13 protein-coding genes are annotated in these 14,819 nt (G+C 40.0%); all 13 read right to left on the bottom strand.

The genetic code is table 11. From position 1 onward, the window contains the following. Nucleotides 1-20 precede the first annotated feature (20 nt). The 13 genes from LCH52_11150 to LCH52_11090 all read right to left on the bottom strand — a co-directional run bounded on the left by LCH52_11150 (nucleotide 21) and on the right by LCH52_11090 (nucleotide 14,796). Entirely contained in the window at nucleotides 21-998 is a 978-nt protein-coding gene (locus LCH52_11150; protein ID MCA0389036.1) for a Gfo/Idh/MocA family oxidoreductase, read from the bottom strand. Nucleotides 999-1,019: 21 nt separating this feature from the next. Next, nucleotides 1,020-1,841: an SDR family oxidoreductase gene (locus LCH52_11145; GenBank protein ID MCA0389035.1), complete on the bottom strand. Its 822-nt coding sequence runs from the start codon at nucleotides 1,839-1,841 to the stop codon at nucleotides 1,020-1,022. After that, complete coding sequence (locus LCH52_11140; GenBank protein ID MCA0389034.1) at nucleotides 1,838-2,800, bottom strand: Gfo/Idh/MocA family oxidoreductase; 963 nt, start codon at nucleotides 2,798-2,800, stop codon at nucleotides 1,838-1,840. The genes LCH52_11145 and LCH52_11140 overlap by 4 nt, the downstream gene beginning before the upstream one ends. After that, complete coding sequence (locus tag LCH52_11135; protein ID MCA0389033.1) at nucleotides 2,801-3,532, bottom strand: acylneuraminate cytidylyltransferase family protein; 732 nt, start codon at nucleotides 3,530-3,532, stop codon at nucleotides 2,801-2,803. A gap of 47 nt (nucleotides 3,533-3,579) precedes the next feature. Continuing rightward, entirely contained in the window at nucleotides 3,580-4,662 is a 1,083-nt protein-coding gene (locus LCH52_11130) for a CBS domain-containing protein (GenBank protein MCA0389032.1), read from the bottom strand. Beyond that, nucleotides 4,655-5,500, bottom strand: coding sequence for an NAD(P)-dependent oxidoreductase (locus tag LCH52_11125; protein MCA0389031.1), 846 nt, complete (start codon nucleotides 5,498-5,500; stop codon nucleotides 4,655-4,657). The genes LCH52_11130 and LCH52_11125 overlap by 8 nt, the downstream gene beginning before the upstream one ends. Then, entirely contained in the window at nucleotides 5,493-6,629 is a 1,137-nt protein-coding gene (neuC, locus tag LCH52_11120; protein ID MCA0389030.1) for a UDP-N-acetylglucosamine 2-epimerase, read from the bottom strand. Before neuC ends, LCH52_11125 begins: the two co-directional genes overlap by 8 nt. A 3-nt stretch (nucleotides 6,630-6,632) precedes the next feature. Continuing rightward, a complete protein-coding gene (locus LCH52_11115) occupies nucleotides 6,633-7,634 on the bottom strand; it encodes an N-acetylneuraminate synthase family protein (protein ID MCA0389029.1) in 1,002 nt (333 codons plus the stop codon). Between the two features lie 52 nt (nucleotides 7,635-7,686). Continuing rightward, nucleotides 7,687-8,661, bottom strand: a complete 975-nt coding sequence (locus LCH52_11110) for an NAD-dependent 4,6-dehydratase LegB (protein ID MCA0389028.1) — start codon at nucleotides 8,659-8,661, stop codon at nucleotides 7,687-7,689. A gap of 3 nt (nucleotides 8,662-8,664) precedes the next feature. Beyond that, nucleotides 8,665-9,600, bottom strand: a complete 936-nt coding sequence (locus tag LCH52_11105) for an SDR family oxidoreductase (protein MCA0389027.1) — start codon at nucleotides 9,598-9,600, stop codon at nucleotides 8,665-8,667. 154 nt (nucleotides 9,601-9,754) lie between these two features. Next, complete coding sequence (locus tag LCH52_11100) at nucleotides 9,755-11,059, bottom strand: nucleotide sugar dehydrogenase (GenBank protein ID MCA0389026.1); 1,305 nt, start codon at nucleotides 11,057-11,059, stop codon at nucleotides 9,755-9,757. Nucleotides 11,060-11,079: 20 nt separating this feature from the next. Further along, a complete protein-coding gene (locus LCH52_11095; GenBank protein MCA0389025.1) occupies nucleotides 11,080-12,135 on the bottom strand; it encodes an NAD-dependent epimerase/dehydratase family protein in 1,056 nt (351 codons plus the stop codon). 291 nt (nucleotides 12,136-12,426) lie between these two features. Next, a complete protein-coding gene (locus LCH52_11090) occupies nucleotides 12,427-14,796 on the bottom strand; it encodes a T9SS type A sorting domain-containing protein (GenBank protein ID MCA0389024.1) in 2,370 nt (789 codons plus the stop codon). Nucleotides 14,797-14,819 lie beyond the last annotated feature (23 nt).

The raw sequence follows: 14,819 nt of genomic DNA, 5'->3' as shown, positions 1-14,819 counted from the left end.
TTCATTTCGGTTATTAACAATTAAGTAATGTAACAAGTATCTGTGATCGTTTCAGAGTAGTCTCTCAAATGGTAAAGAAATCCAACCAATAGAGAAGTGTGAAGCTTTGCAGAAATTTCGTATGAAGGCAATTGAATCAAAGAACTATTACTGATTGATTCAGCAAGTAGAGACGAAAGTTTACTTTGAAATTGATTCTCAGCCTTCCAATATTTTGGATCCCATTTTGACTCTGGAAGTATTTCCATGACATCAATTTCCGAAGCCATCCTTATAATGTAATGACCTTTTTCACTTGAAATCCTAAGTAGAATTGGTGTTCTCTCAGCGTTGAATGAAGTCATCCGTAAAGAAGAGTTTGTTTTGGGATCGGACCCGTTAATTGTACCTGTAAATTCGATATAACCCTGTCTTTTACTTTCGATCCATTTTGGGTCTAATCTTTTAAAATCAAGCACAAAATCTTCATTTCCAGTGATAAAGGAAAAGAGGTCTAAATAGTGAATTGAATTACATCCTAAACCCCAACCATTCCCACAAACATCTATGCTGTATTGTTTTGAATTTTTTAATTTAGCCTTAATTTGTTGGAAAAGAGGCCACATTCTTAGTGGACAATTGACAAATGCCAGACTTCCACTCTTCTTTATTAACTCATTTGCTTGTTCATACTCAATCAATGTAGGAAAAAGAAATTTTTCCATAATAAGTATCCCTACAGAACTATATTTTAGCGCACTTGAAAGGACTTCCAACCTCTCTCTGGAATTTGTTGCCACGATCATTAGATCAATTATTGATGGAAGTTTATCAAGAGAATCCACAACAATTAATTTAACATGTTCTTGTTTAACTTCGTTGAATGCATCCACTGCACTATTCACTGCTTCAGAGTTCGGGTCGTAAATAATAATTTCTGAAGATACTGAAGCCGCTGCAAGCCCTTGTAAGTGCCGCTTCCCTAACCCCCCAGTTCCTACTATTACAAATTTATTCATCGCAAAAATCCGATAGATTTTTCATATTGCTGTCCACCCTCCATCAACAACTAAATTCGCCCCGGTCATATAACTCGATGCGTCAGAACACAAAAAAAGGACAGCTGAATTATATTCATCATAATCAGCCATTCGCCCCAACAATGTCCTTGCACTATACTGATCATTAAATTTCTCATCGTGATTGTCAAAAACTCCCCCCGGAGTCAGTGAATTCACTCGAATATTTTTCTCTCGATAATATGAAGCCAGATATCTGGTCAGATTTAGAATCCCAGCCTTAGAAACTGCATAAGAAACAGGAGATGAAAAACGCTCACTTGGAAAGTATATATTTTCCACTCCATCATATAATCTTTGGTCGGCTCCCACATTACCATAAACCGAAGAAACATTGACAATAACACCATACCCTTGAATGACAAATTGTTTGCACGCCTCTCGACAACACAAAACCACACCGCCCAGATTGCCGTCTAAAACCTTCATCAAGGTGCTTTTTGTGTAACTCTCAAAAGGTGCGTAAAAACCTTCCGGTTTTATTTGTGCATTGTTGATTAGAACATCAATTTTGCCATATTTATCTATTACTTTCGTAAATAGACTTAAGATCTCATGTTCGGTTGTCATATCAATTTGGAGTGGCAACGGATCAACTGAATATTTCGTTTTTACTACTTCTGCTAAATTATCACATTTTGCCTGGTCGATATCGGCAATGACAATATTTGCACCCAAGGCGGATAGAAAATCAGTATATCGTGTTCCTAACAAACCTGTTGCACCAATTAGAACTATTACTTTGTTCTTAATATCAAAATATTTATCTAGGTTATGGGTCAATTGTTTAATCCATTCTGTTCAAGTACTGTTAAAGCAATTTTATTAGTTAGTAATCCTTCTTCAACCGATGGCGAAGTGAAGGTTCCACCATTCAAATCTGATATATATGTTCGGAGCATTTGCAAGTACATGTCATTTCTTTCAAAATGTGGATATTTGATTTCTTCTACCAATGAACAATCTTCATTAAAAACACTTAGTTTATTTTTGAACAGGTCAACAATGATATGACCATTAGTTCCAAGAAGTGTGATATCCCTTTTATATCCACGAAACACATAGTCCAAATGTAAAGAAACAAGACACCTTCGTTCAGTGATGTATGCAATCTCTGTAATATCCTCTGTTTCAATCGTTAATGACGAAAATTTGGCAGCGATTGAGACCAACTTTTCTGAAGGTGATCCCAGCAGATGAACCGCCAGGTCAATTTCGTGAATAAGATCCAAAGTAACTCCACCACCCAATTCTCGCTTTGCAGAATAGGATTTCGAATAATCTCGACCGGGTCTCCAATCGGGAAGATACTGCCCGACAAAAAACCTGGCACTAAGAATTTCTCCAATCACTTGATTCTGGATCAAATCCCTGACGGCGATGACACATGGATGATACCTCATGTTCATTGCTACAGCGCCGAGTTTATAATATCCTTTTAATAATTGCTCAAGTTCTGTCAAGTTAACGAAGGAACTTACAAGGGGTTTTTCACACAGAAAACTATTCTCTCGTATTATAACTTCCTTCAGAAAATGAATGTGTTCAGAAGTTGGAACAGCTATGATAACAAAATCAGGATTCTCACAAAAAAAACTCTCTATCGAATAATATTCACTAATACCAAATTTATTGCCTATTCCTTTAAGTCGTAGAAGTAATAAATCTTCAACACCAAGATTTATTAAATTTTGAGCATGACGCTGACCAATTGAACCAAGACCAACAATCCCAACACGCATTTAGGTTAACTTCAGCAATTCAAAATCAAGTAGCTCATTTTCAATTAGATAGGACATAATGGTAAAATCTAATTTTTCATCAAGATCAAAACACATATGTGGCATTTCATATATTATTGACCGTTCCGTATATGCATTCCTGTAATTGAGATCGAAAAAGGATCTCCGATAAAAATAAAAAGAAGCATTTAAATCCCAAACCTTAGGTGCGGACTGCCGGGTTAAAACAGGTGTCTGAGTTTTTTTTACCAGGTCAAAAAAACCATTTTCTTTGATTTCGACCTGATTAAAGTATGGATTGCGATGCGCTTTGTTCACCGAAAACAGATTTAGCGCATCAGAATTGGATTGTAAAAGTGCAAATGCAATGTCAAGATCATCAACTGTTCTTAGAGGTGAAGTAATGTCGAGATCTAATATATAATCATATTTTTTAGAGTTCTTTGACTCTTCATATTTAATCAAATCGTGAATTGTATCAATTTTCCCGGAACTGTCTGTAGCCAGGTGTGCTGGCCGGACATAATCAGTACCAAAACCAACACTCTTGGCCAAATCTAGAATATCAACACTATCTGTTGAAAACCCATAATCAGCATCATATTTTGCACCAAATTCCCTCGCGACCACTGTAGAATAGGAGAGGAGTGGTAAGTTCGCGATTTTACTTAAGTTCTTTCCCGGGATTCCTTTTGAGCCTCCACGGGCACAAATCGTTATTAGTAAATTCAATTTTCTACTCGACATGGCTTAAAGTTAGTTTGTCAGATGAGACAGCATTAAAATTGATGTGCCAAATCATTAAAGAAGGCAGTTGTCTTTTTGTATTCGGACCATTCACCTGTATCAACCCAAGAATTTTCAGATATCGGAAACACACCTATTTTTCCACCTTTGTCTTTTAATTGAGCAATAAGCTGCGTTACATGATAGAATGTGTTTTCTGGAATTATCTCGACTACATCGCGATTTATCAAATACATCCCGGTTGAGGCAAGGAAAGACTGTTCCGGTTTTTCAGAGAATGTCTTAAGATTCCCACCGTTTTCAATTTCGCAAATCCCATATGGTATTTTATGGTTAATTAGGGAGGCAATCAGACTGATTCCATATTTGTTTACATTATGAAAATTAAGAAACTCACTATAGTCACAATCTATCACGATATCACAATTTGTTACCAGGACAGTGTCGTGTATATTGTTTTTAATGAGGGATAAGGCACCAATTGTACCTAAGGGATCACCTTCTTCAATAAAATTCACCTTGTAAGGTGGGTTAAGTTCTTCAAAATAGGATTTTATTATTTTTGCTTTATGTTTAACAGTTATATAAAACTCGTCAATTCCATAAAGCAGAAACTTGTCAATAACTAACTCGATGATTGACTTATCTCCAATTGGGATCAGAGGTTTAGGAAGAATTTTTGTAAAAGGTTCCAGTCTGGTACCTTGCCCCCCAGCCATTATTAATACCGGAAGCTGCAATTGTGTTTTTTTGACATTAGTTTGTTTTACTTCAAAAATATCATCCCAAAATATAATTTCAGCAACTAAATTTTCTGAGTTTACCACAGGCAATGCTGAAATATTATGTTCCACAAAGAGATTTTTTACCACTGTAACTTCGTAATCCAGACCCAATTTGTGCGGATGAGTATTACAAAAGTCACCGACCTTCATATTAAAATCTGCATTTGCTAAAAGGGCTCTTCGGATATCTCCGTCGGAAAGCGAACCGATCAAATGATTCATATCGTTAACAACAAAAAGTACCTTTTTGTGTGTTTTGTCCAACCGAGACATTGCCTCTCTTAGAGTCGCTATTTGAGTGATTAAAAACTCGGTGATTTTTTTAGTCATTCAACACTATTTCCTTAATATAATCTTCAACTGAATGCCTTGCAATGTACTCAGTTAATTCTTTAAATTTACTGGAACTGATGGTTTTAATATTTTCTGACGGTGAAATACTTGAATATTTAACAGAAAACTTGATATTGTGTATTTTGTCAAAAATATCAATGATATCTTTAATAGTATATGCTTTTAACCCACACACATTATATGTACCCGCAAGTCTTTTTTGCGCCATGAGGGAGATTGCTTCAACGCAATCATCAATGTGTAGATAATACCGTAGTAGAGAGCCATCGTTATTAAATTCGAGTGTACGATTACCCTTTGCTGCCTGGACGATGTAGGAAAAGAAACCTTTCTTTTGTTCTGACCCAAAAAGATTGGAGAGCCTAAGAATAGTATAATTCTCTTCCTTTAGACTTTGTCTGACTAAAAATTCTGCAAAGGACTTACAAACAGCATAAGGAGTTTCCGGGTTTAATGCTGAATCTTCATCAACAAAATCTGCAGTACCATAGACCGAAACAGTAGAAATTTGAATAATATGTGTATTACTTCCCTTTAAAGCTGACAATATGTTTGTAATGCCTTGAGTATTCAACTTCCAACAGCCATTAATAGGGGATGTAATCTGGCCTGTTAAGTTAATGACGACATCAAATCTTTTCAGAATCTCAGCAAAATTTGAACCTGATAATATATCCAGTTCTATAAAATTATCAGTGCTCCCCGGCATTTGGTGCATATCTGCTACCACAACATTGTAATTTAGGGTACGCAGTCGCTCAGATAATTTAGAACCAATAAATCCTCCTCCTCCTAACAAAACGACACTAGTCATAAAACATTTTCTGAACAATACCATCAAGTTTGATTGTGCGCAGTATTTCAACTATTCTACGAGCGGAGTGCCCATCTCCATAGGGATTATCGATTGTTTTTACAAAATTCCTAAATGATTCATCAAAAACTGCTTTTTTGATTGCTTCCACTATTTCTGCTTTATTGTAACCGACATCAATCACATTGGGTGCTCTTTCCCTGCCCTGTTGTCGTGTCCCTATGTTTATTGTGGGTATTCTCAATGTTGGGGTCTCATGTATTCCGGAGCTGGAATTACCAATCAAAGCTGATACATTACGATAGAGGTTAACAAAGAGATCGGTTGGCAAACTTGGATACCACCTTAATCCAGATGATTTAATTTTTTCAATTATTTTCGCGTGACCCGCATCATTATTTGGAAGGGAGACAATACAATTAATATTGGACTCAGATATCGCATCAATTGTCTCAGAAATCTGATCAAAAGAGCTTAAACTTTCGGTGGTTACCGGATGTTGAATCATCAGTAGAGTTGGCTTGCTGAGGTCAATTGAGAGTTTATCTTCAATCTCTTTCCTCGGAATAACTGGAGTTTCCAATAAAACATCTATGGAAGGACAGCCGACGACAAAAATTGAATCAGGGTGTTCTCCCATTTTTATCAACCTCTCCTTGGAGAGTTCGGTTGCCGGGAAATGTATGTGAGCAAACTTACTCATGGCATGACGAATACTCTCGTCGATGCTCCCTGTTACTTCACCACCCTGGATATGTGCAACGGGAATATTCATATGAGCTGCCGCAATGGTTACAGCCAAATTGGCACCAATATCAAAACCTGACAATACCAGGTCAGGCTTAGCGATTTCAAGTTCATCAACCAGCCCCTTCATTACACGGCTCAAAGAGCGAACCATCTCAGCCCCGGTATCCTCTGATCCTTCAACAAACATTGGAATTTGAGCATGAATCTCAAAACCATCTTCGGTTATATAATTGATATCTTTTCCATGAGTCTCCAAAAGACAGATTCCGGTAACTACAAGATATATTTCGAAAAAAGGGTCCTTTTTCATTTCTTGTAAAATTGGGCGAAATCTGCTGTAATCCGCTCTCCGTTCCACAACAATAAAAATTCTTCTCATCTTCTATTCGACATCCTTCCACGATAACTGTATATCAATTTCTACATCTCTTTTTGCTTTTTTCCCCAATAGAGTCTCATAAAATTCAGCAAGAATCTCTCCAGTTCCGGGTCTTTTAACCCAGATATTTTCTTTAGTCAATCTCTCACCCTTTTTAATCTCTTTAATTGTAACCACTGATGCATAAGCAAAATCGATTGTAGACTTTTCTTGAACGACCGGTCCCTTACCGCCATCCCTAGCCAGTTTTACAATTCTTGAAGCAACAATCAGTTCCTTACAAGCTTTTGGGTCCATGGAACAAACTATATCCGGGCCCTCTCTATCCATTTTATCGGTAAAATGTCTTTCAAGGATTGATGCTCCTAAGGCAACTGCTGCTATACTGGGATAGTTAGTAATAGTATGGTCAGACAATCCAACAACTGCATCGGGAAATGAGATCCTAAGTTCGTTGATAGCATTCAATCTTACAATTTCCGGAGGAGTGGGGTACACATTTGTGCAATGCAGCAATGCAAAAGGAACCAGTTTGTCTCTAAAAATTTTGACTGCCTTTTGGATACTTTCAATAGAATTCATCCCGGTTGATAAGATGATTGGTTTACCAAAATCAGCTATATGATTAAGTAGAGGGTAATTGTTACATTCACCGGAACCCACCTTAAATGCCGGTACATCCATTGAGATCAAACGATCGGCGGCGGCTCGCGAAAAGGGTGTCGAGATGAAAATTAAGCCTTTAGAATGCACATAATCTTGTAAAGCCCTCTCATCCTTTTCGTCTAATGCACACTTGGCCATGATCTCATAAATTGATTCCTTGGTATGACCGGGAATTACTTTCTTTGCCTCACTGCTCATCTCATCTTCGACGATGTGAGTTTGGTGTTTAATTATTTCTACCCCAACTCTTGCAGCCGCGTCAACCATTTCCTTGGCAACTTCCAAGGATCCACCATGATTAATACCCAGTTCTGCAATGACCAGGGGATCATAATTCATTCCCACAAGTCGTCCGGCGATATTTAATTCCGGTTGATTCTTTGATACTTCGTCAGACATTGTAAACCTCTGGTTTATATCTCTGAAGATTATTCTTCAAAAAATCTATTGTCTCATTTAAACCTGATTCCAACTGATAAGTTGGTGCCCACCCTGTAAGTTTTTTAATCTTAGAATTGTCACACCATAGTCTTTCAACTTCCGATTTTCCTGTTCTAATCCTTTGACCGTCCTGCAATACTGTGATATCTTTACCTAAAAGCCTGGCAATCATTAGAACAAGATTACCCACAGAAATTTCTTCGTTCATTCCAATGTTGGTTGCCTCTCCAAAAGTTCTTTCGGAGCGATAAATCTCATAAAAACCCTCTGCAGTATCTTTCACAAAAGTCAAATCACGAGTTGGATCAAGATTCCCTAAATTGATTTCTGTTTTTCCGGACAAAATCTGAGTAATTATAGTAGGGATAATCGCCCTTGCAGATTGCCTTGGTCCATAAGTATTAAATGGTCTGACGATTTTTACAGGAGTGTTGAAAGACCTAAAGTAGCTATCAGAAAGTTGATCTGCACCAATCTTTGTTGCTGAATATGGCGACTGCCCTACCGATGGATGTTTTTCATCTATAGGTACATATTGAGCCGTACCATAGGTTTCACTCGTTGATGTAACCAGAATCTGTTCCAAACCAAGCTGTCTGCCGGCTTCGAGTATATTGTAAGTACCTTCAATGTTGGTCCTTATATAAGCCAAGGGAGAAACATAAGAATAAGGAATCCCAATTAGGGCAGCAAGATGAAAAACCGATTCACAGCCTTTCGTTGCTGAATAGACTGAATCGTAGTCTCTGATATCACCGGAAATTACTTCAATATTGTTTCTAACTTCGGATGATTCTAACCAGCCCCAATCATTTTTCCCATTATATCTGACAAATGCTTTGACATCAAAACCTTTTTTAACCAATAATTCTGTAAGATGAGATCCAATAAAACCACCGGCACCCGTCACAAGAACCTTACTCATCTCTCAATTCCCTTTGGCAAAATGGTCTATAGTAAATGCCAACCCTTGTGCAAAACGGGCTCCCACTTCAAACCCCAGCTTTTCCTTAATCAACCCAATCGCTGCAAAGGAGTGCTTCACATCCCCCGGTCTGGCGGATTCGTAAACGGGCTTTATGTTTTTGTCGAGGACTTTGTTGAGTTCCTCTATGAGTTCGTTGAGGGAGATTCGTTCGTGGCAGGCGATGTTCATCACGAGCCCGTATTCGTCCAATTGTTTTGTGGCAGCGAGAAGGTTCGCGTTCACTACATTTGAGACGAATGTAAAATCTCTGCTTTGTGTGCCGTCACCATAGATTACGGGTTGACGGTCTTCTTTCATCGCTGTTATGAATTTTGGGATTACTGCCGAATATTGAGATGTGGGATCCTGATTTGGTCCAAACACATTAAAATATCTGAGAGCGATTGTCTCGAGTCCATAGAGGCGGTGAAAGACTTTCATGTAATATTCACCCGTAAGCTTTGATACAGCATAAGGGGACATCGGGTTTGGTGTCATTCCCTCGTGTTTGGGCAATTCTGGTGTATCGCCATAAACTGATGAAGAGGAGGCAAAAACCACTCTTCTTACTCCCGAACCACGAGCTGCGTCGAGGAGATTTAATGTTCCGCCGACATTCACATCGTTTGTTGAGATCGGGTCGTTTATCGATCTGGGAACGGATGGAAGTGCCGCCTGGTGAAGTATAGCTTCAACTCCGCGTACTGCCTGTGCCACTGTGTGGTAGCTGCGGATATCACCTTCTATAAGTTCTATGTCGTTTTCAAGTCCGAGGAGGTTTCTGCGTCGCCCCGTGGAGAAATTATCGAGTACACGGACGCTGTGTCCCTGTTTCAGAAGCTCGAGAACGATGTTTGAGCCGATGAAACCGGCACCACCTGTTACGAGAAACTTCATACTACCACCACTTCCGGTTTAATAGAACACGGATAAAACGGATTTTCAATGGAACACGGATGAAACGGATTTGACGGATAAACTACGGATTCTTTAAAAGTATCCGTGAAAATCAGTTCGATCAGTCTCATCCGTGTTCCATTTTTCTCAATTATCATAAACGCTCATCTACAAGTTCTTTGTCGAAGAAGGATTTGACATCGTAGAGGACTATGTTCCTTGCTTTGAGGGCAGGAACATCTATCGCTCTGAATTCGTCATGGGCAACTGCGAGAATCATTCCGTCGTATTGTACGGTGTTGAAATTTTCGCATGTTGTAAGATCGACTCCGTATTCGTGTCTTACTTCTTCGGCATCTGCGAGGGGGTCACATACCTCGACTGCACATCCGAATTCTTTGAGTTCTGTAATGATGTCTATCACTTTTGAGTTACGAATATCGGGACAATTTTCTTTAAATGTAATACCTAAAACGAGTACCTTGCTCCCCTGTATTTTGTAGCCGCCTTTTATGAGGAGCTTTACGAACTGGGATGCGATGAAGGCGCCCATACCGTCGTTTATTCTTCTGCCCGCGAGGATAATTTCGGGGTGGTAGCCAATATTTACTGCTTTATGGGTGAGATAGTATGGATCTACACCGATACAGTGGCCGCCTACAAGTCCGGGGCGGAAGGGGAGGAAGTTCCACTTTGTTCCGGCAGCTTCCAACACTTCAACAGTATCGATGCCCATTTTGGTAAAGAGCATCGAGAGTTCGTTCACAAATGCGATATTTATGTCGCGTTGTGTGTTTTCAATTACTTTTGCGGCTTCTGCAACCTTTATTGAGGTGGCGAGATGTGTACCGGCAATTATGACGGTTTTATAAAGTTCGTTTACTGCGTGAGCAATTTCAGGTGTGCTGCCGCTAACCACCTTTTTGATAGTGCTTACGCGGTGCTCTTTGTCGCCGGGATTGATTCTTTCAGGGCTGTAGCCTGCGAAGAAATCTTTATTAAATTTTAATCCACTCTGTTTTTCAACCACGGGGATACAATCTTCTTCAGTACATCCGGGGTAAACAGTTGACTCATAGACTACAACAGCACCGGGTTTTATTACACCTCCGACTGTTTCACTCGCCTTTACGAGGGGGGTGAGGTCGGGGATTTTATAATCATCAACCGGTGTGGGAACGGTAACTATGAAGACATCCACATTTCGGAGTTCTTCTTTGTTGTAGGAATAAACCAGATGTTTAGCTTCGGCAAGTTCGTCAGAATCCACTTCGAGGGTTCTGTCCTCACCTTTTTTAAGTTCTTCAACGCGTTTTGTGTTGATATCGAAACCGATTACGGGGTATTGTCTGCCAAACTCGACTGCAAGGGGGAGGCCTACATATCCAAGCCCAATTACACCTATGACGAGTGATCTGTTTTCTATTTTCCGGAGGAGTTCTGTTTTGTAGTCTGACATTTTCAATTAAAATTAAATAATTAGTTTGCCAAGTTATAATATTTCAACATTTTTTCAATACCAATTTCCATGGAAACTTTGGGTTTGAATGTTAAAATATCGTTAATTTGAGAAATTTCACAATAGCTGTGAAGTATATCACCTGATCTGGGGGGGTCATACTTTGGTTTTACTTCCCTTCCAAGCTGCATTGAGATGATTTTTATCAGGTCGTTCAGGGAGGTTTTTTCGCCACTACCTAAATTCAAGGGGGAAGAATGGTTACACGGATTACACGGATTTAACACGGATGACACGGATTGAGAAGAATGGTTACACGGATTTAACACGGATGACACGGATTGTTTTTTAAATTCTTCCTCTGTGATCTCTGTGGGCTCTGTGGTTTTAAACGACTCAATAGCTAGCTCATGGGCATGGACGAGGTCGGAGATATATATAAAATCTCTGGTTTGTTCTCCGTCGCCGAAGATTACGGGGGTGCCGCCGTCTTTTATGATGCTGAGGAATTTGGGGATTACGGCTGAATATTCCGAAAAGGGGTTTTGCCGCGGACCATATACATTAAAAAAACGGAAGATGACGACTGAGAGTCCAAATGCTGTGTTGTAGAACCGGCAGAGTTTTTCGCCGAGAAGTTTGCTTACTCCGTAAGGTGAAAGGGGGTTATCGGGGTTTTCCTCGGTAATGGGGAGGATTTCCGTATCGCCGTATACCGCTGATGAGGAGGCAAATGTTACTCTTTTTACTTTGTGTTGAAGTGCTGCCTCCAGGACATTTTGGGTGCCCATGAAGTTTACTTCGTAAGTTTCAACAGGATTTTTGAACGATGCAGGAACCGATGCCAAAGCAGCGAGGTGAATTACAGCGTCACATCCTGCCATTACTTCGTTTACGATGGAGGCATTACGGATATCACCTTCCACTATTTTAAGATTTCCGGAGATGTGGGAGAGGTTTTCGCGTTTCCCCGTGAGGAAATTGTCGAGTACCACCACTTCCCACCCCTTGTTTGAGAAGTTTTCCGCCATGTGTGAGCCGATGAAGCCCGCTCCGCCTGTTATTAGTAATTTCATAGTTTTTAATGGAACACGGATGATGTGGATTCAGAATAGTTACACGGATTACACGGATGGATCATACAATTTTATATTTAATTCTATTCTTTGCGAACTTTGCGATCTCTGCGGTTTATTCAATATCATTTTCCGGAAAATTTAAGTTTTAGTGTCCTAAAGTTACTACAAAACTGCGAAACTGCAAAGGGTGGAAGTATGACATAAACCACAGTGTAATAAACCACAGAGCACACAGAGAGCACAGAGGGGTTTTCTCGGTGAGCTCTGTGTGCTCTGTGGTTTTAATGGCTATTTCATAAGTATCATTTTTCGGGTTTGGCGATGTTTGCCGGCATCGAGTGTGTATATGTAGAAGCCGGATGCCAGATTATTGCCGTAGAATTTGATGTCATAGTATCTGCCGGCGTCCGCAATTCCTTCAAAAAGGGTTGCAACCAATTCTCCCATTGGATTATAAACTTTGAGTGAGGCTTTTGTATTCTCTTTGAGCACAAATTTTATGGATGTTTCTGGGTTGAAGGGGTTTGGATAGTTTTGTTCGAGTAAATATCCATTCGGGAGATTATCGATCAGCACTACCACTTCGGGACTGTATTCAAATTTGCCATCGTTGTCGATTTGTTTGAGGCGATAGGAATGTTTGCCAGAGCCGGTTGGTTTGTCGGAGAAATTGTAATATTTCGGTGAATTGGAGGTATAGTGTCCCCCAACGAAGCCGATTTTTGTCCAGGAGGTGGAATTATCTTTTCTTTCGATTTCGAATCCGTAGTTGTCGATTTCCGTCGCTGTCTCCCAGTTGAGGTTTACTGTGTTGTTTCTTACAGATGCTGTGAAGGAGGTGAGTTCGACAGGGAGGGGAGCGTTATAGGATTTTAAGACCGTGCCGTTCCCACCACAGAGAAGAGTAGTTGACCCATCAATTAATGCAGCACTCATAAGATTTTTGTCCGTCATCTGCATGGTTCCTGTCCAAGTTAAACCACCATTTGTTGTCTTGAGAGTAAATCCCAGATTACCAACTATTATTCCGTTTTGAGAATCGGAAAAACGAACAGACTGAAGATGGCTGGTTGTACCCGAGGTAACCGGGCTCCAATTTGCACCCGCGTCAGGGGACTTGAATATATTCCCAAAATTTCCTACTGCCCACACATTTACACCATCAATCGAAAATACAGAATTAATTGGTCCCGTGATTGTGTTTGAATTTGTCCATGAAGCACCTTTGTCAGTAGTCTTTAGAATTTTGCCATTATCCCCGGAAGCGAAAGCGGTTGAGGAACCTGAGGTTGTAATTGTATAAATGGTGAATGTCGGGGTATAAACAACATTATTCCATGATGTTCCTGCATTTGTTGTGTATGATGTCTTCCCAGATGTTCCAACAGCGATTCCGTTATTGTCATCGAAGAAGGAAATTTCATAGAAAGTAGTAGAGGCGTATGCATGACTAACATTCCAGGTTCCACCAGCATCAGTTGATTTGTAGATCGATGCCCCCGCGACCAAATATGCAGTTGTTGAATTTGTGAATTTTATATCCTGTATAGTAATTCCACCAGCGACAGTTGCGGAAGTGAAAGAGGTCCCACCGTTAGTTGAGCGAATTACCTGACCGTTATCGCCGGTAGCCAAAATATTAGAACCATTGCAAGTAATAGATCTTAGTGTGCCGGAGGATATGGAGGTTGATGATTTTGTCCAGTTTTCTCCCGAATTTATTGTATTATATTGAATACCGGATGACCCGAGGATAATTCCATTTCCTGAAAGATTTGAGGCAGCGTTTGTGAGAGCGAGTGAACCGGAAGTGGCGATGTTGGACCATGCTTGCCCTGCATCAGAGGAGAATTTAATTTGTTCAATTCCGGTGAAAGCCACGGCATCGGAGGAAGAAAGAAAAATTGCACCGTTGAAATCGAACACATCGTCGGAGGAGTTTGCCCATGTTGCACCTCCATCAGAAGACCAGGCTACACCTCCCCAAGAAGTTGCAATTCCTTTTGAACCGTTAAATGAAACGGAGTTTACTGTTGAGTTAGATTCGATTGTGAAAAGAAGGGAAGGATCCCATGAAGATGATGAAGTCGCTCGAGTAATTTTCCCCAGTGTTGTTCCGATTATAACCTCTGTATCAGACAATGCGTGAATTGCCGAAGCAGTTCCAAATGTCGATCCAAATGTATCAACAAGAAGTGACCAATTAAGCCCGCCATCAGTAGAGCGATAGACCGAAGTTCCCTGTCTGAGAAAGCCTGTTGTGGTTGATACAAAGTGAAGGGAGGCAATCGCCCCCGACACCCCAGATATTGGAACAATATTCCAAGTGATACCTGCGTCTGTGGTTTTAAGTAGAGTAGCGTTATCTCCTGCGATAAAACATGTTGTGGAATTAACAGCAGATATTGTGCCCAGGTTGGCAAACAGATTTGACTGTATATGGCTCCAAGAACTTCCATGATCGGTTGATCGTAGTATCAAACCGTTCGGTCCCACCGCCACAATTGTATTTGTACCGGGGAAATAAGCGGATGCATTTATACCACTCCCCATCGGTTTGGGGTTTAGCCATGTCCAGTTGTCTTGCGAAAATGCAGTTAAGTTAAATAAAAATACTAGTATTGTGCAGTAAGCAGCCTTAAATATGTAGTTTTTCATGTTTTGTCAAGTATTATTGATGG

The sequence above is a fragment of the Bacteroidota bacterium genome (genome assembly GCA_020161395.1).
Lineage (GTDB): Bacteria > Bacteroidota > Ignavibacteria > Ignavibacteriales > Ignavibacteriaceae > UTCHB3.
The sequence above is the reverse complement of the archived record's forward strand: the minus strand, read 5'-3'. Positions and strand labels throughout refer to the sequence as shown.